The sequence below is a fragment of the Gemmatimonadota bacterium genome (genome assembly GCA_040388625.1).
GTDB lineage: Bacteria > Gemmatimonadota > Gemmatimonadetes > Gemmatimonadales > Gemmatimonadaceae > Fen-1247.
This window is the reverse complement of the sequence record JAZKBK010000005.1, coordinates 150,612-174,828: the sequence shown is the minus strand read 5'-3', so window position 1 is coordinate 174,828 and position 24,217 is coordinate 150,612. Positions and strand designations below refer to the sequence as shown.

General features: G+C 61.3%; 22 protein-coding genes. 15 read left to right on the top strand and 7 right to left on the bottom strand.

The genetic code is table 11. The features are described from left to right. Positions 1-53: 53 nt before the first annotated feature. From V4529_12605 to V4529_12585, 5 genes are all read left to right on the top strand, one after another. Positions 54-272: a DUF2249 domain-containing protein gene (locus V4529_12605; GenBank protein ID MES2359165.1), complete on the top strand. Its 219-nt coding sequence runs from the start codon at positions 54-56 to the stop codon at positions 270-272. Between the two features lie 21 nt (positions 273-293). Next, complete coding sequence (locus V4529_12600; GenBank protein ID MES2359164.1) at positions 294-542, top strand: hypothetical protein; 249 nt, start codon at positions 294-296, stop codon at positions 540-542. 164 nt (positions 543-706) lie between these two features. Further along, complete coding sequence (locus tag V4529_12595; protein ID MES2359163.1) at positions 707-1,129, top strand: hypothetical protein; 423 nt, start codon at positions 707-709, stop codon at positions 1,127-1,129. Between the two features lie 132 nt (positions 1,130-1,261). Beyond that, positions 1,262-2,992 carry an FTR1 family protein gene (locus V4529_12590; GenBank protein MES2359162.1) on the top strand — a complete coding sequence of 577 codons (1,731 nt, stop codon included), beginning with the start codon at positions 1,262-1,264 and terminating at the stop codon, positions 2,990-2,992. An 80-nt stretch (positions 2,993-3,072) separates the two neighbouring features. Further along, a complete protein-coding gene (locus V4529_12585) occupies positions 3,073-4,500 on the top strand; it encodes a nitronate monooxygenase (protein MES2359161.1) in 1,428 nt (475 codons plus the stop codon). Here the strand turns inward: V4529_12585 and V4529_12580 are convergent. The 7 genes from V4529_12580 to nosZ form a co-directional block, all read right to left on the bottom strand. Continuing rightward, the gene (locus tag V4529_12580) at positions 4,482-6,356 is read right to left on the bottom strand and encodes a heavy metal translocating P-type ATPase (GenBank protein MES2359160.1); all 1,875 of its coding nucleotides are present in this window, start codon (positions 6,354-6,356) and stop codon (positions 4,482-4,484) included. The genes V4529_12585 and V4529_12580 overlap by 19 nt on opposite strands. 20 nt (positions 6,357-6,376) lie before the next feature. After that, the gene (locus V4529_12575; protein MES2359159.1) at positions 6,377-6,832 is read right to left on the bottom strand and encodes a plastocyanin/azurin family copper-binding protein; all 456 of its coding nucleotides are present in this window, start codon (positions 6,830-6,832) and stop codon (positions 6,377-6,379) included. Positions 6,833-6,895: 63 nt separating this feature from the next. Continuing rightward, positions 6,896-7,684 carry an ABC transporter permease subunit gene (locus V4529_12570; GenBank protein ID MES2359158.1) on the bottom strand — a complete coding sequence of 263 codons (789 nt, stop codon included), beginning with the start codon at positions 7,682-7,684 and terminating at the stop codon, positions 6,896-6,898. Next, positions 7,681-8,412: an ABC transporter ATP-binding protein gene (locus tag V4529_12565; GenBank protein ID MES2359157.1), complete on the bottom strand. Its 732-nt coding sequence runs from the start codon at positions 8,410-8,412 to the stop codon at positions 7,681-7,683. Before V4529_12565 ends, V4529_12570 begins: the two co-directional genes overlap by 4 nt. After that, on the bottom strand, positions 8,409-9,686 hold the full coding sequence (locus V4529_12560; GenBank protein MES2359156.1) for a nitrous oxide reductase family maturation protein NosD: 1,278 nt from the start codon (positions 9,684-9,686) through the stop codon (positions 8,409-8,411). Before V4529_12560 ends, V4529_12565 begins: the two co-directional genes overlap by 4 nt. Continuing rightward, entirely contained in the window at positions 9,673-10,281 is a 609-nt protein-coding gene (locus V4529_12555; GenBank protein MES2359155.1) for a hypothetical protein, read from the bottom strand. Before V4529_12555 ends, V4529_12560 begins: the two co-directional genes overlap by 14 nt. A gap of 1 nt (position 10,282) precedes the next feature. After that, positions 10,283-12,331 (bottom strand): Sec-dependent nitrous-oxide reductase, encoded by a 2,049-nt coding sequence (nosZ, locus tag V4529_12550; protein MES2359154.1) that lies wholly within the window; start codon positions 12,329-12,331, stop codon positions 10,283-10,285. A gap of 225 nt (positions 12,332-12,556) precedes the next feature. Between nosZ and V4529_12545 the strand changes: the two genes are divergently transcribed. The 10 genes from V4529_12545 to V4529_12500 all read left to right on the top strand — a co-directional run bounded on the left by V4529_12545 (position 12,557) and on the right by V4529_12500 (position 24,120). Next, the gene (locus V4529_12545) at positions 12,557-12,787 is read left to right on the top strand and encodes a DUF542 domain-containing protein (GenBank protein ID MES2359153.1); all 231 of its coding nucleotides are present in this window, start codon (positions 12,557-12,559) and stop codon (positions 12,785-12,787) included. Beyond that, complete coding sequence (locus V4529_12540; protein ID MES2359152.1) at positions 12,787-13,146, top strand: hypothetical protein; 360 nt, start codon at positions 12,787-12,789, stop codon at positions 13,144-13,146. Before V4529_12545 ends, V4529_12540 begins: the two co-directional genes overlap by 1 nt. Before the next feature lie 62 nt (positions 13,147-13,208). Continuing rightward, positions 13,209-13,673, top strand: a complete 465-nt coding sequence (locus tag V4529_12535) for a cbb3-type cytochrome c oxidase subunit I (GenBank protein ID MES2359151.1) — start codon at positions 13,209-13,211, stop codon at positions 13,671-13,673. 119 nt (positions 13,674-13,792) lie between these two features. Further along, positions 13,793-16,201, top strand: a complete 2,409-nt coding sequence (locus tag V4529_12530; GenBank protein MES2359150.1) for a phosphoketolase family protein — start codon at positions 13,793-13,795, stop codon at positions 16,199-16,201. After that, positions 16,198-17,442 carry an acetate kinase gene (locus V4529_12525; GenBank protein MES2359149.1) on the top strand — a complete coding sequence of 415 codons (1,245 nt, stop codon included), beginning with the start codon at positions 16,198-16,200 and terminating at the stop codon, positions 17,440-17,442. Before V4529_12530 ends, V4529_12525 begins: the two co-directional genes overlap by 4 nt. Before the next feature lie 15 nt (positions 17,443-17,457). After that, positions 17,458-17,979 carry a c-type cytochrome gene (locus V4529_12520; GenBank protein MES2359148.1) on the top strand — a complete coding sequence of 174 codons (522 nt, stop codon included), beginning with the start codon at positions 17,458-17,460 and terminating at the stop codon, positions 17,977-17,979. Between the two features lie 151 nt (positions 17,980-18,130). Further along, on the top strand, positions 18,131-19,564 hold the full coding sequence (locus V4529_12515; protein MES2359147.1) for a TolC family protein: 1,434 nt from the start codon (positions 18,131-18,133) through the stop codon (positions 19,562-19,564). 31 nt (positions 19,565-19,595) lie between these two features. After that, positions 19,596-20,639: an efflux RND transporter periplasmic adaptor subunit gene (locus V4529_12510; protein ID MES2359146.1), complete on the top strand. Its 1,044-nt coding sequence runs from the start codon at positions 19,596-19,598 to the stop codon at positions 20,637-20,639. A gap of 3 nt (positions 20,640-20,642) precedes the next feature. Then, complete coding sequence (locus V4529_12505) at positions 20,643-23,894, top strand: efflux RND transporter permease subunit (protein ID MES2359145.1); 3,252 nt, start codon at positions 20,643-20,645, stop codon at positions 23,892-23,894. Continuing rightward, positions 23,887-24,120, top strand: coding sequence for a DUF2892 domain-containing protein (locus V4529_12500; GenBank protein MES2359144.1), 234 nt, complete (start codon positions 23,887-23,889; stop codon positions 24,118-24,120). The genes V4529_12505 and V4529_12500 overlap by 8 nt, the downstream gene beginning before the upstream one ends. The last annotated feature ends 97 nt before the right edge of the window (positions 24,121-24,217 follow it).

Below are 24,217 nucleotides of genomic sequence, written 5' to 3'. Positions count from 1 at the left end.
CCTATCAGGAGTAATACGTGTCACAGTCAACTGCAGCACAGTCCACCAGCCCGATAGAGCTCGACGTTCGCGTCATTCCTCCGCGCGACAAGCATCCCACCATCTTCCGCGCGTTCGAGGGTCTCAAGAAAGGGGAGTCGATGATTCTCATCAACGACCACGATCCGCGTCCGCTTCGGTATCAGCTCGAAGCGGAGCATCCCGGTACTTTCGAGTGGACGTATCAGGCACAGGGACCGGAAATCTGGCGCGTGCAGATTGCCCGGAAGTGATCGTCAGCGCAAGGTTCTCGTATGCTGATTGATTCCACGGGACTTGGCTACACCGCTCGTGGCGGAGAGATCATGGTGCACTACCCCACGCGCGCAGTCCGGGAAGCGCGTGGGAGTGGTGTGTCCGGTACAGTACAGGATTACCTCGCTGGTTGGCCGATCGGTTCTGTTCCCACACGGTACCGGCTCGAGCCGCCAAACGCGATTACAGCCGAGCGCGTAGGATTGTGGACAGCCTTGCTCGCCCCAGTCGACGCAGCCCGGGATTAGAGAAGACCAGAACAAAGAAGTTCTGCCACGGTGCGCTGACGCAGGATTCCGTGTCGGGAGATCGCCGCGCTCACTTCAGGGAAACGCCGACACCGATCAATTCCTCGTCCACGTAAGTTGCGTCACAAGCAGCAGATGTATCTCACTCACACGCAATTGTGTAAATGGAGTGGTTCGTAAAGGCGTTTCTCAAGGCAAGCATCACCTGGCTCGCACTCGGCGTAACGCTTGGTGTCGCCATGGCCGTGCATCCGCAACTCATTATCTACCGGCCTGCGCACGTTCACATGAATCTGCTGGGCTTTGTGACGATGATGATTTACGGTGTCGCATATCATGTAATTCCGCGTTTCACTGGCCATCCGTTGCACAATCGGAGCGTGGCAGCTGTGCAATGGTGGCTCGCCAATGCAGGTCTGGCGCTGATGGTGATCGGCTTCTGCCTCGCGCCAAATGCAGTGCCGGCTGCGCCGTTCGTGCTGGGCACGGGAGGCGTCCTGGCAGCCGTCGCAGCATACTGTTTTGTATACAATATCTGGCGGACCATCGACGGCGCCCGGCGGCGGCCCGGAGCCACCCCTGTCTGAAGCGGCCTCGCGGCCGGACAGGCCCGCAGTAGCGGTACAAGTGTAACCCGATAGTTTTTATCGGATATGAACTGCAAGCGGCGGGTAGGGTGCCTTTGCGCCCTCGCCTCACTATGGCTTACGCCAGCGACCATGAGATCCCAGGATACGGCCGCCAGAAGGTTGGCGAGCATCGTATCGGTCGCAGTCTCCGAGTACGGGCTGGCGGTCGACAAGCGAGGCCAGCTTATCTCGGCGGAGGAGTACGCCGAGGTCGCCGGATTCCTGGAAAACGCCAGTGAGGTCGCGGGCCGATTGGAGGGACGGGACGCTCCGGCCGCCAGCGCGGCACTCCAGGAACTGATCGACGCCGTGAAGCAGAAACGACCGCCGGCGGCTCTGGAGCAATACCGGGCCTCGTTGCTTTCGGCCCTGGGCGATGCAGCTGCACTGGAGCTGCCGTCCGCACCACTCGATACCGCCGTCGGGCGACAGATTTTCACGGAAAGCTGCGCTTCGTGCCATGGCTCGCGCGGGCTCGGCGACGGACCCGTGGCGCGGACTCTGTCCACGGCTGTGCCGGCGATCGGAAGCGCGGCGGGCACCCCGAATCTGACTCCGACGCTTGCGTACAATGTGACGTCGGTCGGCATCAACGGCACCGCCATGCCGCCGTTCGGGGAATCGCTCACTCCTCAGCAGCGATGGGAGGTAGTGAACTATGTGTACCAGCTGCGCGGACAGCCGATGCCACTCCCGTCGCAGGCTGCCGGCGCTGGAGCCGGTGCCAGCAGCACCGCGGCCTCGATAGTCGCATTGCTTGACAGCTCGCTCGCATCGGCGAGGCGCGGAAACGCCGCCACGGCAAGCGACGGAGCGTTCGACGCGTATCTCGCCTTCGAGCCGCTCGAAACTGTCGTGCGCGCGAAGGACCCCCGACTGGTTTCATTGTTGGAGCGCTTGTTCGGCGAGTTCAGGGTCGCCGTGCGCGGCGGTGATACGGCTGCGGCGACTCGTGCTCGCAACGAGATCGCAGACACACTACCGCGCGCGGTGGCGCTCGCAAATGGAAGTGACGAAGGTGCCGTGACGATGTTCTGGCAATCGTTCATCATAATCCTCAGAGAAGGATTCGAAGCGATACTCGTTGTGGGTGCCGTAGTCGCGTTTCTCATCAAGACCGGAAACCGTAAACGGTTGCGCTCCATCTGGATCGGCGCGGCACTCGGTGTCGTCGCCAGCGCGATAACAGCGGTGATCCTCAAGACTGCGCTCGCCGCGATTCCAGCGAGCAGCGAAATCGTCGAAGCGGTATCGCTGCTGGTTGCAGTCGTGGTGCTCTTCTCCGTCAGCTACTGGCTGATCTCCAAGGTCGAAGCGCACAAATGGCAGAAGTTCATCAGAGAGAAGGTGTCGTTGGCGCTGGAGCAAGGTAGTGGCGGAGCATTGATGCTCATCGCATTCCTTGCGGTGTACCGCGAGGGCGCAGAGACAGCTCTCTTCTATCAGGCGCTGTTCAGTCAGGCACACGGCGCGGCGCTGCCGCTCACGCTGGGAATTGTCACAGGCTCCGTCGCGCTGGGCATCGTATTCGTGCTGTTCTACCGGTTCGGTGTAAAGATTCCGATGCGGACGTTCTTCGCGGCAACCAGCCTGCTGTTGTACTACATGGCGTTCGTGTTCGCGGGTCGCGGAATACGGGAATTGCAGGAGGGTAACGTGCTGCCGATGACGCCGTTGCCGCACGTACCCGACATTTCGTGGCTGGGAGTGTTCCCCACGGTCGAGACTACTGCCCTTCAGTCGGTGTTGCTCGTGCTGTTTGCATTCGCGATAGTCAAAACGTTCGTATTTACGGCGGCGCCAGATCCGTCGCGCAAGTGATGATGGTCGGGGATTCCTTTACGATATTTCCAGCTTACCCCGACTGAACGCAGAAGCAGCCAACCGTAACTTCCCACCGCATGACTACCGTACCGCGCAACATCATGCTTCCGACCATCATTCAGGGTGGAATGGGAGTCGGTGTTTCAAACTGGCCTCTGGCGCGCGCCGTTGCGCGCGCCGGTCATCTTGGCGTCGTTTCGGGAACTGCGCTCGATACGGTTTTCGTGCGCCGACTCCAGGACGGCGATCCGGGTGGACACATACGGCGAGCGATCGAGCATTTTCCGATCGCCCACGTCGGTGAGGATGCGCTCAAGCGCTACTTCCTTCCGAATGGTCGCGCAGCAGCTCAGCCGTACAAGATGCTTCCGATGTACAAGCAACACGTCAGCGTCGCGCGCCAGCAGGTCACGATGCTCGCGAATTTCGTCGAAGTGTATCTGGCCAGGGAAGGCCACGACGGATTGGTCGGCGTCAATCTTCTCGCCAAGGTACAGCTGCCAAATCTGGCGTCGCTGTGCGGTGCAATGCTCGCTGGCGTGGATTACGTGTTGATGGGCGCTGGAATCCCACGTGAGATCCCCGGCGTGCTGGACGCGCTCTCCGAGCATCGCACTGCATCGATGAAATTCGACGTCGAGGGAATGCCGGCCGGGGAGTCCGAAATTCTCAGTTTCGATCCCGCGGCTCATGGTGTCGACCAGTCGATGCCGATGAAGCGGCCGAAATTCATCGCCATCGTGGCGGCGACGTCGCTTGCAGCCACGCTTGCCAGAAAGGCGAACGGCCGCGTGGATGGTTTCGTGGTGGAAGGTCCGACCGCAGGTGGCCACAACGCGCCACCGAGAGGTGAACAGAAGCTGAACGAGCGGGGCGAGCCGATCTATGGAGAGCGCGACGTCGTCGACATCGCACGCATCGCCGAGCTCGGTCTGCCGTTCTGGATCGCGGGTGGCGCCGGATCACCGAAAGCACTCGTTGACGCGCTTGTCGCCGGTGCGGCCGGCGTTCAGGTCGGAACGCTATTCGCGTACTGCGAGGAATCTGGCATCGCTGAGTCGCTCAAGAAGGAAGTCCTGGCCCATGCAGCGCTGGGAGACCTGGATGTGGTGACGGATCCGCGTGCGTCGCCAACAGGATATCCCTTCAAGGTCGTGCGATGGGTCGGCGACAACGCCGACGGGCCGCGTCGTGAGCGTAAATGCGATCTCGGCTATCTGCGCACTGCCTATCGCGATGCGGATGGCCGCATTGGATATCGCTGTCCCGCCGAGCCGGTGGACGCGTACGTCAAGAAGGGCGGCGCGCTCGCGGACACAGAGGGTCGTGAATGTCTCTGCAACGGACTGACAGCGAACATCGGGCAGGCGCAGGTGCGAGGTGGCGGAATCGAGGAGCCGCCGCTGCTGACGAGCGGTGATGATCTGCTTGGTATTCAGAACTTCCTCGGCACGCGTACGACGTACACCGCGTCCGACGTCATCGATTACTTGATGGGTCGCTGAACGGGTCGTCGCGGGCCAGCACTGGCGCGTAGTGCGTTGATTATCACCGCGATGTCGATCACTTCCTGAAGCAGCGCGCCGGGCACTGGCGCGATCTTGCCAGCGGCCGCGAACAGCATTGCGATTCCACTGAGCCCAAGTCCGGCCCAGACGCTTTCTCGTGCGATCTTCATGCTGTGGCGACTGATGCGAATCGCTTCGGGTACGCGGCCCAGATCGTCGACCAGAATCACGAGATCGGCTGCCTCCGCAGTGACACCGCCGCCGTGACCTGCGAGCGCTATTCCGACGGTTGCGGCGCTCAACGCCGGTGCATCGTTGGTGCCGTCACCCACCATCAGAACGCGAGCACCCGCTGCGGTCAACTCCTTTACTACATCAACCTTGTCTCCCGGTTTCATATCGCCGCGAACTTCGGTAATGCCGAGCGACTTTGCTATCGCACGGGCATTGTCACCGTGATCGCCTGACAGCAGCAGGACGCGTGGAATGTCGAGTGACTCGAGATCGGAGAGAATTGCTGGCACGCTCTCTCGCAGCTGCTCGTCGTATGCCACCACGCCAGCGAATCTTCCATTGATCGCGACATACGCCTTGAGTCCGACGGAGGAATCCTCGGGAATCGAGTTATCGGCGTCCAGCGTCAGACGCTCAGCAATGAAACCGTGCGAGCCGACCATCACCGTATCGTCGCCGATACTCCCGGTGACGCCGCGGCCGGGAGCTTCAACGACATCCCGAACGGGTGGTAGAGACGCATTCTCCGCCTTCGCTGCGTCGGTGAGTGTACGTGCGAGCAGATGGGCGGCGCCCTGCTCCACGGCGCCGGCCAGACGCAATACGTCTGCGCGCGAGAATGGTGGATGTGGAATGACTGCATGAACTACGGGCTTTCCGATCGTCAGTGTGCCGGTCTTGTCGAGCACGGCAACATTGGCGGTCGCGAGTCGCTCGATTGCCGCGCCGTTGCGCACGATTATCTGACGCCGGGCCGCACGATTGATTCCCCCGATTATCGCGATCGGCGGGGCGAGTATGAGGGGGCATGGTGTCGCGACGACGAGCACCGCCAGGAATCTCTGATAGTCTCCCGTGGTTGCCGCCGCGACAACAGCTACCACGAGCGTGATTGGCGTGAACCAGACGGCGTAGCGATCCGCGATCCGTTGAAACGGCGCCTTGGTTTCCAGTGCCGCCCGAACGAGCTGCACGATGCGCTCATACTGACTGGCCTCGGCGATCGCAGTGGCGCGCATCGTGAACAACCGATCGCCGTTGATGCTTCCGCTACTGACCGGTACGCCCGGCTCGATCGACTGCGGCAGCGATTCACCGGTGAGCCTTGATGTGTCGAGCTCGGATCTACCCTCTTCGACGATTCCGTCGCACGGTATCAGTTCGCCGGCGCGTACGATTACCCTGTCGCCGACGACAATCTCGTCTGCTCTGATATCGGATACTTCGCCGCCGCGCAGAACGTGGGCTGATTTGGGACGATCCGCCTCGAGCTCCTGAACCGCACGCGATGCTCGACCCTCCGCATATCGCTCGAGCGCCTCGCCGCCAGTTTGCATTACCACCACGATGAGGCCGGCCAGGGGCTGGTCCATGACGACAGATGTGACGATCGCCATGGCCGCGACGATGTCCGACGCCCACCTGCCGTGCAGCGCACCGCGGATGGTGCCCGTCACGACGATTGCACCACCCGCAACCAGCCCAGCCATCCATATGTGATGGGCCCATACGGGTAACCTGAGGATCCATGCCGCGAGACCACCCAGGACAAAGGCCGTCGCCAGGCCGGGAATTACAGCCGGAGAATTGTACCAGTTGGTGACCTTGCTCCGTCGCACCTCATCGGTGGCACTTGCCTTCAGCGTTCTACCTCCACGTATCCGTGCATCCCCAGCGCTGCGTGTGGATCACACTGAAAATAGTACTTTCCCGGTGCCAGGTTGACGGGGACATCCAGAGTCTGATCCGGCAGCTGAAGGAAATCACTCGCCGGAGGGAGGTTTGTCTTGCCGGGATTGGAATCAGGCAGGAAGTGCACGTTATGCACTCCGCTCTTCAGAGTGAACCGGATCACGTCACCGCGATGCACTTCGAATTTCGCAGGCTTGAAATAGTTGCCCTGCGCGTCGCTGTTGAGCTCGACGACCACCACTTTTCCAGTCGGAGCAGCCACGTCGCCACTCGGGGACGACGACTGCGACGAAGACGCTGGAGCTCCCGCCTCGCTCTCTCCCTTCTTTTCCCCGCCCCCACACGCGCCGATCACTAATAGGGAGAGTACGACAAAGCTCGACTTGAGACCTGAACGATTCACGATTGCATCCGGTAAGATTGTTGTTTTTGCAGTTTCCGTGCTTGCTGTGCTTCTGACTACGGATCAGAAGTCCTTCCTCTGGAACACGCGCACCCCGAACGCGATCGGTGCGATGATCCAGGCCGTCAGCGCAAGCGTGGCGACGACCATTCCAGACGAGCCACTGAAGAACTTGAGGAATACGGCGCCGGTGTAACCCATCATCGCGGCCCCGTCGAATCTCAGCAGCAGGCCGACCCGTGCGATGTCGATCGGGTTGGCCATCATCAGTCCGAGCGTCGCACGCTCCAGCGGATAATCCGATAGCACCGCCAGTACCAGCAACACGAATCCGTCGTACACGATGGTAACGAGCAGCCACACTCCGATCGCGGCTCCGAGGCCGCGCAGCCGGTCCTCGCACTTCACGGCGATCGACGTCGCGATTGCTGTGAATACACACGTCAGGACGGTTCCGGCAACGAGGAGCGCTGCGAGCCTGCCCCAGGCCAACGCGTCGAGTCCGTTCAAGGCGAATGGCAGCGCAAGACCGACGACAAAGGTTACGATCAGCGGAAGTGTGAGGCCGAGATAGAGGCCGCAGTACGTCTGACGACGATCGACAGGCTGTGCGAGAATCAGCTCGACGAACTCCCGTGCGTTGTAGAGGTATACGGTTCCAAACACGATGGCGACCAGCGGAACGACGAAGAGGACGATACTCACGAGGCTCAGCTGAGCCTTTACCGGATCGCCACTGAAGCGCAGCAGCGCGTCGGTCACCACCAGGAAGAACAGCGCATAGGCAATCAACCACCGACTGCGGATGGCGTCTCTCGCCTGATACTTGAGAACCTTCATCATGGTGTTCATGCCGCCTCCCTACAGTCGCGCATCATCATCGCTGCCACGGCCCGCTCCATGGTCGTCTGCGCCGTTACACGCTTCAGATCGTCGAGTGTTCCGGAGAACGCCAGGCGGCCATCGACCATGAACGCGACGTCGTCTGCCAGCTCTTCCAGCTCATTCATGATGTGTGATGTGACCATGATCGTCTTGCCCGCGCCGCGCTCCACCAGAATCTTGTCCTTCAGCACACTGCTCGAGAGCGGATCGAGACCGGCGGTTGGTTCATCCAGAATCAGCAGCTCTGGCGAGAACAGGAATGCCATTGCTGCGTTGACCTTCTGCCGAGTCCCACCGGACAGCACGCGAAGTGGTTTTTCCAAAGCTTGCTCGAGCCCGAAACAATCGATGAGCTCCGTGTCCAGCAGCGCCGTCGGTCCGCGCAGATCCTTCAGCATTGCGATCAGTTCCGCGCCCGTGAGATTTTCTGGAAAGCGCGCGATCTGGGGCATGTAACCGATGCTGGCGCGATACGCATTCGCGCCCAGTACGTCGGTGCCCATCAATGTTATACGTCCTGCATCCGGACGGGTAAGTCCGAGCACCGACTTGATGAGCGTGGTCTTGCCGGCGCCGTTGGGGCCGACGATTGCCAGGACTCTACCGGCCGCGACAGTAAGATCTACGGAGCGCAGGATGTCCATTGCGCCGAATCTCTTGCACACGTTCATGATCTGCAGCAGTGGTCGTTTCATTTTACCCATCGCATCGCGGGCGCGGAGTCGGCCAGCGTTTCAGGTGTGAGAGCCGGCAGCACTCGCTCCGCGGCGTCCATCAACAAAAGGAAGTTGCTGCGTAGCAGGATGAGCGCAGGCTCATATCTCGCTACCACGACGGACGTGAGCCGTACCGGACGGTACGCCACATCTCCTACACCGTCGCGGTTGAGATCGTATCCCTGATACTCGGACCAGTAATTACCGCGAAAGGTCGAGTGTGCCGAGCGACTATTGGTGCTCACATCGAACGTGTTGCCAGCGAAGTTGTTGGCCGTGAATGTGGCATCTTCGGTGCTGGACTGGAGCTTGAGCGCCCAGCCGTTGTTTAGAAAGGTGTTGTGATGCGCATTCAGCCGCGTGGCTCCATCTGCGTACAGCCCCGACGTATTACCGGAAAAGATGTTGTCCCTGAGCTCGCTGTCGGATATCTCCTTGAGCAGCAAGCCGTATGCGGCCGAGCCGGTGTTATCGGTGAAGTGGTTACCCACCATCCGCACGTTGTGCGTGTACATGACCGCCACACCGGCACCGTTGCGCCGGAAGGTATTGCCTTCGTAATCGCAGCTGTCGGAGAACATGAAGTGCAGGCCGTACCGCAGGTTTCCCGTGCTGAGATTGTCGTGAACGTGAGCCTCACGAACGAACTCGAAATAGATTCCGTCGCGATGACCGGACACTCGGTTTCCCTGGATGACGATGTCGCGCGAATGCCAGAGATGAATACCGTTGCCGGATGTTGCATCCCGCGCGTGCGTGCCGCGTATCACGTTGCGAATCACCGCACAGTACTGGGCTTCCTGCAGGTAGATGCCGAAGAAGCCGTTGTCGATGCGATTGTCGGATATCGAGCAGTAGCGCGCCCGCACGACCTTTATCGCGGCGAGATCTTCCGTGAACGCGACACCGACGTTCCGAAATGCGATGCCGCGCACAGTAACGCTGTCCGCCGTCACGGTCATTATCTGGCGTACGTTCTCGCCATCGAGGACCGGATACCGGTCTCCCATGATCGTGACGGGGATTGAAACCACGATCGTGGTGTCCCTGTAGACTCCGGGATGCACGATGATCGTGCCGCCGCGCGCGACCATCGTCAGCGCCTGCCGTATGCTGCGTACCGGCCCGGTCGGCGACACGTTGACGACCTGCTGCGCAGCACGCACAGGCGACGCCAGCCCTGGCGTGGTGATCGCACCAAGACTCAAGAGCAGCGCGGCTGCGCCGGGGCGCAGCAACTTACGAGGGCGCATGTTCCTGAGCAGCCGGAACGCGCTGCCTGAACGTCATGATGACTGCCAGCACACCCAGTCCGAATGCAGCCAGTGCCAGCCACGCACCGGTATCCGGCCAGGATATCGCCGTGAAGTTGAGCAGCTGTTTCACGCCTATCAGCGGAGGTTGGTACGTCATCCCCGGGATCTTGATTATCGCGTGCTCGAAGTCGATGTTGTGGCCGTAGTCGTATTCCCAGCGCCAGAAATCGGCCAGTCCAGCAACTGCAAGGACGGCGAATCCGCCGATCCAGGTGAGCAGCAACTTTCTGCTGCCCACGCTGGCGGCGATGAGCCCGAGTAGTATCAGTGCGGCAACGATCCACGGCATGTACCGCAGCTCGGGAATGGCGGACGGCGTGATGTGCTTCATGCCGATGTAGTGATTCAGACCATTGATGTTGTCGAGATCTGTCGGCATGGTCCCGCGGACATCGCTGATCCCGATCCGCATGCCCAGTCCCTCCGGGTACTGTGGCGCGACCAGCTGTACGCGCCACAGTGGGAGGACGAAGAGTCCTGCAAGAGCGAGCGACGCAATCGCCGTGAGCATGCGGGTGAGGCGTGACATCATTCTACCTGTGCTCGCCATGTTCGCCACGCTCGCCGTGCTGCCCGCGCTCGGCAGGCATGCGACCATTCTGAGTCTGTGCGATCTTGCTGATGTTCGCCGATAGTGGAACGTGCATCTCCGGCGCCGACACTCGAACGTATCCCTGCATCTCCTGGTGCAGCGCGGAGCAGAAGTCCGTGCAGTAGAAAGGATAGATGCCGGTTGCTTGTGGAACCCATCTCAGTGTCCTCGTCTCACCTGGCGGGAGCGTGACACCGGACGTGTTCGCACCGAACACGGCGAACCCGTGCGCGATGTTCCAGTCCTGCTCGATGTTGGTGACGTGGAAGTACACTGTATCGCCGAGCTCGATTCCCTCCAGATTGTCGGGCGCGAAGTGACTGCGAATCGCAATCATCTTCACATCGACGCGCTTGCCCTTGCGTGTGATTCCGCCAGCGGCTTCCGAAGTCGTGACATCCGGATTGTGGTTGTCCGTCAATTTCTGGAACTTGAGCGAGGTGGGCTGCAGCATGCTCGCCGGAACTGCCTGCGCGTAGTGCGGCTCACCCATGGTCGGAAAGTCCAGCAACATCTTCATCTTGTCGCCACTGATGTCGATCAGCTGCGCCGAGCGCGATCCTTCCGGGCCTGTGGGCAGGTAGCGGTCCTTGGTGATCTTGTCGAGCGCGACGAGATATTTGCCCCACGGCTTCTTGCTGTCTCCGCCGGGAATCATCAGGTGTCCCACCGAGTAGTACACCGGGATCCGGTCCAGTACCTGCCAAGTGCCGAGCTTCCACTTCACGATTTCGGACGAGATGAACATCGACGTGTAGGCGTTGCCCTTGCCGTCGAACTCGGTGTGCAGCGGGCCGAGGCCCGGCTTCTGTACTTCGCCTGCAATGACTGCCTGGTAACGGAGAACCGGGATTCCGTCGATCGTCTTCTCGAATTGCTTGTCCGCGATCGCCTTGATCATCTTCGTGTACGAGTGCACGGGAATGACGGTAGCCAGCTTGCCACCGGCAACTATGTACTCGCCTGTCGGATCGATATCGACACCGTGCGGTGATTTCGGCGTCGGCAGGTAGTACACGAGACCGTCACAATCGGCTGGATACAACATGGTCACACCGGTCTTCGTCTCGCTCGTCGCGATCCCGGTGGCCGGATTCATATAGTTGTGGACGTAGCTCCCGCCGAACTTCTTTCCCTTTCCGTCGGCGATGCACTTCTCCGCCTGCTTGTAGTTGATCGCGGCGATGTAGTCCTTGTCGGCCTGTGACGCGTTCACCTCGAGCTTCGTATTCGCTTCTTCGGAGTTGTACGTCGTGAAGAAGAACCAGCCGTCGGACGGACCCTTGCCGGCGTGCCCGAGATCGTAGTCGTATCCCGGCATCATGATCTGGAAGGCGACGTCCATCTTCCCTGGCTGGTCGGCTCTGACGAACGTGATGGTTCCCTTGAAGTTCTTCTTGTAGCTGTCGATGGGAACGTCGGTCTGCGGAATCGGAACGCTGAAGCGCGTCGCCGACACCACGTATTTGGTATCCGGCGTCGCGAACGGTGACGCGTGGCCACCCGCGGCGTTTGGAATCTGGAGTATCTCCTCGGTCTCGAACTTCTTGAGATCGATACGGGCTATACGGGGAGTGTTGTTACCGTTGATGAACAGCCAGCGGCCATCCGGGACGCCATCAGTGAGCGACATCTCCGTGTGATGCGAGTCGTCCCACGGCACCTGGCCGAAGGTCGTCGTCAGCATCGCCTTGGTGTCCTCGTTGTAGCCGTAGCCCGTCTGTGGAAATTGCGAAAAAACAGGTATTTGCTTGAAAAGACGACCGGATGGGAGCCCATACACCGTCACCTGGCCGCTGAAGCCGCCCGACAGGAAGGCGTAATACTCGTCGTACGAACCTGGCGGCACGTAGGTTCGAGTCGCGGCGTCACCGGCCAGCAGGCCGGAGGACGCATTCGTCTTGACACTCGGCGCGCAGGCATACGCGAGGCCGCTCAGGGTGATGCCTACGTACCCGACAGCCGCATATAGCTTGACCGACGATCTCATACAACTACCTCGCTTATGGCTCGCGTGGAGCGCGGGTGAGTGACTGCATTGAGATGAACGTACGGGCGCCGGACACCGCAAACAGTCGGGCAAGCCCGGATTTTTTTGTCAGGCAACGGGTTGCGCCATCTCAGGGAAACACTGACACCGATGGTGCGCCCGGTTCTCTAGTTTGAATCAGGTCGCGAATTGCCTACATTCATTTATCAAATCCGGACATCACTCATGTCATTGCAAGACGAAGTCATCACTTTTGCATCCGTCGTCAACGACGTCATACAGTCACACCCTGGCACGACAAACGTGTTCAACGAGTTTGGAATAGACGCGTGTTGCGGTGGTGCAACTTCCGTTCAGGACGCCGCCCTGCGGGACGGTGCAGATCCAGCTGCGTTGCTGAACGCACTGAACGCAGTGGTCGCCGGCCGGCGCCACAGCACGGGAATGGCAGTATGATGCAAGTACACGACTGCCTGACGATCGCCGACAAGGCAGTATCCGGGTCGGTTGGCCGAGCGGCAAGCGCGATCGTGCACGACTCGCCAGATGTGCGCCTCGTCGTCTTCCGACTGAATCCTGAAGACAGCGTGGCCATGCACACGAGTACGTCTACCGTCGTTCTTTCAGTGGTCAGCGGCACCGGTGTGATCTCCGGACCGGTCAATGGAGAGATACAGGACGTGACGGTTTCCGCGGGAAGCGTCGTTACCTACGAGCCGAACGAATTGCACGGCATGCGCGCGCCTCGCGGTCCATTCGTCGTACTGGCGGCGATCACGCCCAGGCCAGGTGGCCGCACGACTGCAGCTGCATGAATGCAGTTGCATGAATGCAGTTGCATGAGCGTCGCTGCATGAGCGCCGGCGCGTAGCGCGACGTGTACACGCTCGTCCGCCGTTACCTCAAGACCGCAATCGCCTTTCTGGCAGTCGGGCTGTCGATAGGCGGGTACCTGATCGCGCGCCGGGAATTCCAGGGTGCGGCACCGGACGAATATCTCGTCAGCGCTCACACGCACGCGCTGTTCGTCGGCTTCGTGATGATGATGATCATGGGTGTCGCGCTGTGGCTCTTTCCGCGTCCGGAAAAGACGGACGCGCAATACAATCCGCGACTGGCCGCGATCGCTTACTGGCTGATCACGATCGGAACCGTCACGCGGGTCGGTGGCGAAATAATGCGATCCAGCCTGTTCAACATCTCCGCAATGTGGCTGCGCGTCGCGATCGTCGCGGCCGGCTTCCTGCAGGGAATCGCGATCGGGGTCTTCTTCTTCACGATGTGGACAAGAATTCGGCCTGTGGGCAGTCAGGCACGCGAGGCGAAGGGCGAGCGGTTCTGACCCGCACGTCGCCACTCCTGCGGCATGTCGCGTGCGCTGCATCGGCGTATTCCGTCCTGCCAGTCACTGACAGGACGGCAGGATCATCCTGATCCTGCAATTCCCATGGAGCAATCGACATGACGACAGTCATTGCGAATGAAACGCCGAGCCGGAATCCACTTTCCGCGGATGAACTCCGGCTGATCGATGCATACTGGCGCGCCGCGAACTACCTCTCCGTCGGCCAGATCTATCTCCTCGCCAATCCTCTCCTGCGCGCACCGCTGAGCCTCGACCACATAAAGCGCAGGCTGCTCGGTCACTGGGGCACGACACCAGGACTGAACTTCATGTACGTGCACATGAACAGGCTGATCCGGAAGCACGACATCGACGCGATCTTCATCGCCGGTCCAGGCCACGGCGGACCTGGTGTCGTCGCCAACACCTACCTCGAGGGGACGTACAGCGAGATCTATCCGATGGTAAGTCGTGACACCGCTGGTCTCCAGCGCCTGTTCAAGCAGTTCTCGTTTCCGGGCGGCATCCCCAGTCACGTCGCTCCGGAAACACCTGGATCCATCCATGAAGGCGGAGAGCTGGGATATTCGCTGCTGCACGCGTATGGCGCCGTATTCGACAATCCGGATCTCTTCGTCTGTTGTGCAATCGGGGATGGTGAGGCAGAAACAGGCGCGCTCGCGACAAGCTGGCATTCGAACAAATTCCTCGATCCCGCACGGGACGGCGCCGTTATTCCGATCCTGCACCTCAACGGCTACAAGATCGCCGGTCCGACCGTTCTTGCACGAATCGGCGACGACGAGCTGACGTCGCTGCTGCGAGGCTACGGCTACGATCCTCGTTTCGTCTCCGGCGACGACCCACACGTGATGCACCAGCTCATGGCCGCCACCATGGACACCGTTCTGGCGGACATCAAGCGCATCCAGCAGGACGCGCGCGAACACGGCTTCACGCATCGCGTTCCATGGCCGATGATAGTCCTGCGTTCGCCCAAGGGATGGACGGGCCCCAAGTTCGTCGACGGGAAGCAGACGGAGGGATCGTTCCGCTCGCATCAGGTACCGGTCACCGGATTTGAGGATAATCCGGGACATGTCGCATTGCTCGAGCAGTGGATGAAGAGCTACCGCCCCGAAGAACTGTTCGATGAGAATGGCACACTCGTTCCGGAGATCGCTAGCATCGCGCCCACAGGCACACGCCGCATGAGCGCCAATCCGCATGCCAATGGCGGGCTGCTGCTCAAGGATCTCGCAATGCCGGTCTTCCGTGACTACGCCGTGAGCGTACCGGCGCCGGGAGCCGTCGACGCAGAATCCACCCGCGTGCTCGGCAAGTTTCTTCGGGATGTAATGCGACTCAACATGAGCGCACGCAACTTTCGGATCATGGGGCCGGACGAAACGAGTTCCAACAGGCTGGACGCACTGTTCGATGTCACCGATCGCACGTCAACCGCCGAGATATTGCCGAGCGATGAGCACGTCGCACCCGACGGCAGAGTGATGGAGGTGTTGAGCGAGCACATGTGCGAGGGATGGCTGGAGGGATACCTGCTTACCGGCAGACACGGCCTGTTCTCCTGCTACGAAGCGTTCATCCATATCGTGGACTCGATGTTCAACCAGCACGCGAAATGGCTCGCCACGGCTCGCAACATCCCGTGGCGGCGGCCGATCGCGTCGCTCAATTACCTTCTTACCTCCCACGTATGGCGGCAGGATCACAATGGCAACAGCCATCAGGATCCCGGATTTCTCGACCATGTGGTGAACAAGAAGGCTGATGTGGTGCGCGTGTATCTTCCGCCCGACGCCAACTGTCTGCTGTCCGTGGCGGACCACTGCCTTCGCAGCAGGAATTACGTGAACGTGATTGTTGCAGGCAAGCAGCCCGAACCTCAATGGCTGGACATCGACGCCGCAACTGACCACTGCGAACGAGGGCTCGGCATCTGGCACTGGGCGAGCAACGACGGCGGCACCGACCCGGACGTGGTGCTCGGATGCTGCGGCGATGTGCCGACGCTCGAAGTCCTCGCGGCGGTGGATCTGCTACGGACTCACATACCAGACCTGCGCATGCGTGTCGTCAACGTCGTGGACCTGATGGCGCTCCAGCCTAACAGCGAACATCCGCACGGCTTGCCGGATGACGAATTCGACGCGATGTTCACCAGGGACAGACCGATAGTGTTTGCCTTTCACGGCTATCCGCTGCTGATCCATCGTCTCACGTATCGCCGCACAAACCACGACAACATGCACGTGCGCGGTTACAAGGAAGAGGGAACGACCACGACACCGTTCGACATGACAGTGCTCAACCAGCTGGACCGGTACAATCTGGCGCTGGATGTCATTGCGCGTGTACCGCGTCTCAGGAATCACGCCGCAGCATCCGTGGCGGCAGATCTCTTTCGCTCCAAGCTTGTCGAGCATCGCGCCTATGTAAACGAACATGGCGACGACATGCCTGAGATTCGCGACTGGCGTTGGGCCCGACACGCCGCCTCATGAAGATCCTTGTATTGAATGTCGGATCCTCGTCGCTCAAGTTTCAGCTCATAGATACCGACCAGAGCGCGATCGACGGCAACAGGGACCGTCGACTTGCCAGCGGTCAGATCGAGCGCATCGGCGGCGAGGCAATCCTCACTCTCGGTGCAGGCACTGCGACACCATCGCGCACGACGGCGCAGATCCGGAGTCATGCAGATGCAGTCGAGCGCGTCATCAAATGGATGGCTGACCCTGCTTCGGGTGTCGAGATCACAGCTGCATCCGACATCGAGGCTGTTGGCCACCGTGTCGTGCATGGCGGTGAGAGATTCACGCGATCCACTCTCATCGATGCAGCCGTCCGAAGCAACCTCGAGCAACTAATCGATATCGCACCATTGCACAATCCGCACAATCTCACAGGCATCGCGGCCGCGCGCGAAGTGCTCGGTGACAAAGTGCCGCAGGTTGCTGTGTTCGATACCGCATTTCACCAGACCATATCCGAGACCGCACATCTGTACGCCATACCGTACCAACTCTACAGGCGATACAAGGTGAGACGTTATGGGTTTCACGGGACGTCACACCGATACGTTGCGTATCGTTACCGGCAACTCACCGGAAAGACCCCCGAGCAGACGCGCATCATCACCCTGCACCTTGGAAACGGGGCGTCTGCGTGCGCTATCGTGCATGGACATTCGGTGGACACATCGATGGGGTTCACCCCGCTCGAAGGGCTGGTGATGGGAACGCGCTCGGGCGACATCGATCCGGCGATCATCGATTACGTGGGCGCCAAGGAAGGGCTCACCAGCCGTGAAATGGACGTGATGCTCAACAAGCAGTCCGGTCTGCTCGGCCTTTCGGGACTCACCGCCGACATGCGCGAGCTTCTGGCGGAGGACGCCGAGAATGGTGACCGCCGAGCGCGGCTTGCGATCGACGTCTTCTGTTACCGCGTGCGCAAGTACATCGGCGCATATCTCGCCGCCATGAACGGTGCGGATGCAATTGTGTTCGCCGGCGGAATCGGTGAGAACTCGCCCGCGGTCCGCGAGCGCATATGCGCCGGCATGGACTGGCTCGGAATTCAGACGGATGCCGGACGCAATGCCACTCTCACGGGTGGCGCTGAAGGTCGATTCGACCGGGATGGCGGACGCGTCGAGCTCTGGACAATACCGACTGACGAAGAGCTGCTCATCGCCCGTGATACGTGGCGAATCGTGAGCGGCGAAGCACCACACGCTTAGGTGCGGGAGGCTCGCATGAAGTGTCTGACCCTTGTAGTGGCCGCGTTCATCATCGGTTGCTCACCTCCATCGCGAGAAACCGGCGGGGCATCCACGTCGGCGATCGCAGCGGAGACGACACTCAGCTCAGGCGGCGCCATGGGCGGTCGAATGGGCTCCATGTCGATGATGGGGCGGGTCCACGCCGACACGAGCGCCGCACCCAGGCCCGCGGCGGCGCAGGCAGCGGCGACTGTCGATTGCCCTCCAGTGGATCAGGCGCTGACCAACCGCGGCCGCACCGTGTTCAGCGGAGCAGGCAACTGCTTTGCGTGCCACGGCGCGAACGCCAAGGGCACCCCCCTGGCCCCCGACCTTACTGATGCGCAGTGGCTCAATATCGATGGGTCATACGCGGCCATCGCCGGACTGGTGCGCACCGGAGTGCCCAACCCGAAGCAGCACTCTGCGCCCATGCCGCCCATGGGTGGCGGCACCCTGAGCGCCGCCCAGGTGTGCGCGGTTGCAGCGTACGTCTATTCGCTCGCCCATCGCTGATTTGCAGCTGATTCCCCCAGGGGAGCGGCGCGAGATGTACTCGATAGAGTAGCGCCAGTGGCGCACACGCACGCACGACGGTTGACTTCTGCCGTGGATGTATATAACTATATTCGCATATAGTATTGCAGTCATACAGCCGCTAACGCCCATGCACAAATCCACAGTCGGGCTCCTTGCAGTCATACTTGGCGGGATCGTCGCTCAGCCAGCCGGCTCCCAGATCACGCTCTCTCAAGCACTTCGACAGGCAGATCGGTCGGCGTACGCCAACCGCGCCGCGGCCGCCACGGCGTCAGCACAGGACGCGCGGGCAATCGCTCCCCTCCAAGGCGTCCTCCCGAACGTCCGGCTCGAGGCCGGATACACGAGAACCACTGATCCCATCGGCGTCTTCGGAGACAGACTCCGGCAGGGCATCGCCACACAGGCTGATTTCGACCCCGCACGATTGAATTTTCCTGCCGCCATGGACAATTACCAGGGCAGCGTTGTGCTGGAACAGCCCATTTTCAATGCCGACGCGTGGGCGGCCCGCATCGCAGCCCGCCGCGGGGCCGACGCCGGCCACGCGAGTGCAGCGTGGACGAGGCTCTCGACGCGAGTGGACGTTGTGCGCGCGTATTACGGCGCCGTGCTCGCATCTGAGCGGGCCGCGACTCTTCGCGCAGCGGCTCGCGCCGCCCACGCGCACCTGACGCAGACGGAGGCGATGGTGCGACAGGGTATGGTCACACGGTCTGACGCACTGCTTGCATCCGTGCGGGTAGCCGACATCGAGGCACAACTCGCCGAGGCGGATGGCAACGTCGACACTGCGCAACGCGAGCTCGCCATGGTTCTCGGCATGCCGCCGGCTGAGTTGATGAAGACATCGGAGGCGCCATCCTCGCTCCCGTCGGCCGATCGCATTCGCGCAGTGGTCGAGGGTGACACTGCCGCAACGATGGCACCACGCGAGGATGTACGCAGCGCGCAGCTGCGATCGGCGAGCGCGCGCGCCGACGCGGTTCGCGCACGCGCAACATATCTACCACACGTCAACTCGTTCGCACGGTACGACTGGAACGCTCCCAACCGACCCTACAGCGGCCAGCGGAACTGGACAGTCGGAATCATGGCATCAGTGAGCCCGTTTGGCAGCGCGGCGGAATTGTCCGACATCCGCGCGACAGCCGGATATGCGTCCGCGGCGCAGGCGCAGGCGGACGCTGTCCAGGCCCAGGCGTCGCTCGAAGTGGCGCAGACACGCACCGCTCTCTCCGTAGCGCTTACCAGACTTCGTATCGCCGAGCAATCTGTAGTTCAGAGCGCCGAAGCTCACCGGATAGTATCGCGCAAATATGAAGGTGGCCTGGCAAGCATTGTAGATCTGCTCGACGCACAGTCGGTCGAGATGAACAGTGCTCTCGCTCTCTCCGAGGCCCGGTATCGTGCGATCATTGCGGATGCCGAGCGTCGTCGTGCACTCGGCGCCGACCCGGCATCTCTCACCGCGCTCGACAACGACGACGCGCCAGCCACTGCGGCGCCGACTGTCGGAATCGCGCCAGTTTCGAATCCACGCGCGCAACGCCAGCGCTGATCCTTTCGGCTCACTCCAGGAATATCCGATCATGCGTATCCGATTGTTCGATGCAAGCACCGTGGGAGTCCTCGTACTTGCAGCCTGTTCACCGTCCAGAACGGAGACGGCCAGCCATGCGCCTGTGCGGCTAGCGGGCACGCCGTACACGCTCAGGGACACGACGGTGCAGGCTGTGTTCGATGCCGACGGCGTTGCGCAGCCGCTGCGACAGGCAACGCTGAGCACCAAGCTCATGGGCAACGTCGTATCGGTGCTCGTGACAGAAGGTGACGCCGTCACTGCCGGTCAGCGGCTCGTACGGATCGATGCGCGCGAGCTTGCAGCGAGGCAGACACAGATCACAGCGTCGATTGCGGATGCAGAGGCGATCCAGAGCGACGCCGCAACACAGGCCGCGCGCATTCGCGCACTATACGCGGACAGCGCGGCGACTCGCTCACAGTTGGATGCCGTCGAAACCGGGCTCGCGCGCGCCAACGCCGGCGTGCACGTTGCGCGGGCATCCGCCGCCGAACTCGGTGCCATGAGCGCTTATGCCGACGTACGAGCGCCTTTCGCCGGCATCGTGACGCATCGATTCGTGGATCCGGGTGCGTTCGCAACACCTGGTGCACCGCTTGTGACCGTGCAGGACGCCAGCCAGCTTCGGCTCAGCGCGACCGTAACGCCGGACATCGCACAACTGGTTCGGCGAGGGCAGTCGCTGCGAGCGACCGTCGAAGGTGCGCAGGTCACTGCGCGCGTGGAAGGGGTCGTGCCATCGGCGAGTGGCAATCTGTACACCATCAACGCGCTCGTCCCGAACGCGCACGGCGCACGTCTGTCAGGAAGCGTCGCGACTCTGTCGGTGCCGCAGAATACACGGAGTGCGCTCGTAGTGCCGGTCAGCGCAGTCTCGCGCTCGGGCGACCTCACCGGTGTAACCCTTCGAACGGCCGAGGGCGATGAGAAGCGCTGGGTGCAACTGGGACACACGACGGGAAGCGACGTAGAAGTCATTTCCGGCTTGCGCGCTGGCGACGTGATCGTAATTCCGCCAGCGGTTGCGCCGGCTCCCGCCGGGAGACGCTGAGTCATGGGCATTGCAGGACGTATCGCCCGGGCTTTCATTCGATCGAAGCTGACGCCTCTGCTCGCGTTGGCGTCGCTTGGCCTCGGCGCGCTCGGCATCCTTGCAACACCGCGCGAGGAGGAGCCGCAGATTTCCGTGCCGATGATCGATGTGATCTCGACCTTGCCTGGCGCATCGCCGCGCGAGGCCGACAACCTGCTGGCGCGTCCGATCGAGCAGCGCATGCTGGAGATACCGGGCGTCGACCATGTGTACTCGCTGTCGGGCGATGGCTACGCCATGGTAACCGTACGGTTCAAGGTCGGCGAAGATCAGGAACGAAGTGTGACGAGGGTGCAGGCGAAGCTCGCTGGTGCGATGGATGAACAGCCGTCGGGAGCGAACCCGCCAGTCGTAAAGGCCCACTCCATCGATGACGTACCGGTGCTGACGCTCACCCTTCACTCAGCCAGTTATGACGCGAACATGTTGCGACAGATCGCTGGCCATCTCGAAGATGAGATCCGAACTGTTCCGGACGTCGCGCAGACGTTCGTTGTGGGAGGCCAACCCAGGCAGATCCGCGTCACGCTCGATCCGGCGCGGCTCGTAGCGAACGGTGTGACGCCGGGCGAGGTTGCTTCCGCACTGACCGGAGCAAACGCGCAACTTCAGGCGGGGGAGTTTTCCGCTACGAATCAGGTATACCGCGTAATCATTGGCGCTCCGCTCACGTCGTCCTCGGAAGTGGCGAGCGTGGTGGTCGGCACGCACGCGGGCGCACCCGTGTACCTGAGCAACGTTGCCGACGTCTCGCAGGGTTACGGTGAGCCGACGACTTACGTGTCGCATACAGCATCGCACGGAGCATCCGAGACAGCTGTCACCATAGCGGTCGCGAAACGACATGGTGCCAACGCGACGGAGGTGACGCGCGCAGTCATGCAACGCGTTCATGCGGCTACAGGACGCCTGCTTCCGGCTGATGTACATCTTGCCGTGACACGTGACTACGGAGAGACAGCGGGTGACAAGGCCAGAGAGTTGATTCTTCACCTGTTCATCGCAACCATATCCGTCACGGTACTCATCTGGCTGTTTCTGGGTTGGCGGGAAGCTGCGGTAGTACTGGTAGCAGTGCCGGTCACGCTCGCGCTGACACTGTTCGCGTACTACGCGCTTGGCTACACGCTCAACCGGATCACGCTCTTCGCGCTGATCTTCTCCATCGGAATTCTCGTCGACGATGCCATAGTCGTCGTCGAGAACATCTACCGACACATCAAGATCGGTGATCGACCGCCGGACGTTGCAGCGATCGACGCGGTGGACGAGGTGGGAAATCCGACGATCCTGGCGACCTTCACGGTAATTGCTGCAATCCTGCCGATGGCATTCGTCTCCGGGATGATGGGCCCATACATGCGTCCCATTCCTATCGGCGCATCGTTCGCCATGCTGGCATCTCTTGCCGTCGCGTTCGTCGTGACGCCGTACCTTGCATATCGGCTGCTGAAAGGACACGTGCGCACCGTGCCGGCGTCCACGTTGCCGATTGACAGTGCGCATGAGATGGAAGAGCAGTCGCGTTTCGCGCGATTCTACTCGCGTGTCATGGCGCCACTGATGGAGCGCCGCGGATTGCGGTTCGGTTTCTATGCAGGCGTAGTTGCACTGCTCCTGCTATCTGTCGGGCTGATCTTCATCCAGGCAGTCAAGGTCAAGATGCTCCCGTTCGATAACAAGAACGAGTTCCAGGTGGTGCTCGACCTGCCAGAGGGATCGACGCTCGAAACCACCAACGCGCTGGGGCAGGAGATAGCCGGATATCTGAGCCGGGTGCCTGAAGTCAGGAGCACGGAAGTGTATTCCGGTACCGCCGCGCCGTTCAACTTCAATGGACTCGTGCGGCACTACTTCATGCGGTCTGGCCCAAACGTGGGCGACGTTCAGGTGAATCTCCTGTCGAAGGGTGAGCGTTCGCGCCAGAGCCACGCCATTGCCGTCGCGGTGCGGCCGGCGATCGATTCAATTGCCGTCCGATATGGCGCTTCGGCAAAGATCGCGGAGATCCCGCCGGGCCCGCCGGTGCTTTCGACACTAGTCGCCGAGGTGTATGCCGCGGACGACTCGACGCGACTGCTGGCCGCGCAACAGGTGAGAAGAATCTTTGAAACCACACCGGGCGTGGTGGACGTCGACTGGACCGTCGAGGCACCGGAACAGCAACGCAGATTTCGGGTCGACCGCGCGCGCGCTGCAGAAGCGGGCGCCAGTGTCGAGCAGATAACGCGGACACTCTACCTCGCCCTCTCGGGCGCTCCAGCCGGCATCGCGAGTTCGGCTACCGCACGCGAGGGCATCGCAATCGTGCCGCGGCTGCCGCTCGAACAGAGGTCGTCGATCGATGCACTGCTTGCCCTCCCGATTGCGACGGCTACTGGACCACAGCCACTCGCGCGCTTCGTGAGCGTGGTCACGGGGACCATCGAGAGCAGTCGCGTGCGCAAAGATCTGCGGCCGGCCATCTACGTCACGGGTGACGTGGCTGGGCAGATCGAATCACCGGTGTATGCCATTCTCACGATGAACAGGAAGCTGGACGCGATTCGCGTGGACGGCGCGCGCATCGCGCGCTACAACGCCGTCCAGCCCGAGCGGCTCACCGAGACGGCGATCAAGTGGGATGGCGAGTGGCAGGTGACGATCGAGGTATTCCGCGATCTGGGCCTCGCGTTCGCGGTAGTTCTGGTGCTGATCTACGTGCTCGTGGTTGGATGGTTCCAGTCCTTCACCGTACCGCTTGTGATAATGACGCCCATCCCGCTCACACTCATCGGCATCCTGCCGGGCCACGCGATCACCGGCGCGTTCTTCACTGCAACCTCCATGATCGGCATGATCGCGCTTGCCGGGATAATCGTGCGCAACTCCATCCTGCTGGTGGACTTCATACAACTCGCGGAAGCGCGTGGGCGGCCACTTCGCGAAGCTGTCATCGAAGCTGGCGCCGTGCGATTCCGACCGATTGCACTGACGGCAGCAGCAGTTGTGATTGGCGGCCTGGTGATGGTGCTCGATCCGATCTTCCAGGGTCTGGCAGTGGCGCTGATGAGTGGTGCGGTAGTGGCCACTCTGCTGACGATGATCGTTGTTCCAATTCTTTACTGGGAATTGCGCAGTCGCGACGTGCGATCGAGTGGCGTTGGTTCGAACCTGCGTGCGCACCCTGCGTTCGCGGCAAACACTTCAGGTCAGGAGTCCGACAATGTGTGACGACAACATCATCCGGCGGTTCGCCGGGACATTCATCATTGCATCACTGGTACTCGGCTACTGGGTTCACCCCGCGTGGTTTCTCTTCACTGCCTTTGTAGGCGTCAATCTTCTGCAGTCGAGTTTCACGGGATTCTGTCCGCTGGAGCGGATGCTTGGCTGGGGAGGGCTGGCGGGGTGCACACCCGCAGGGCGTCAACGGGACCAGAGCAGCGCAGGCAGATGATGCCTCATTGGCGATGCGCCGCCCCGACTGCGCTCTTTTGTTCGATACGCATTCGATAACTACATTACGATACTGTTATCGAGTGCCACAGGAAAAA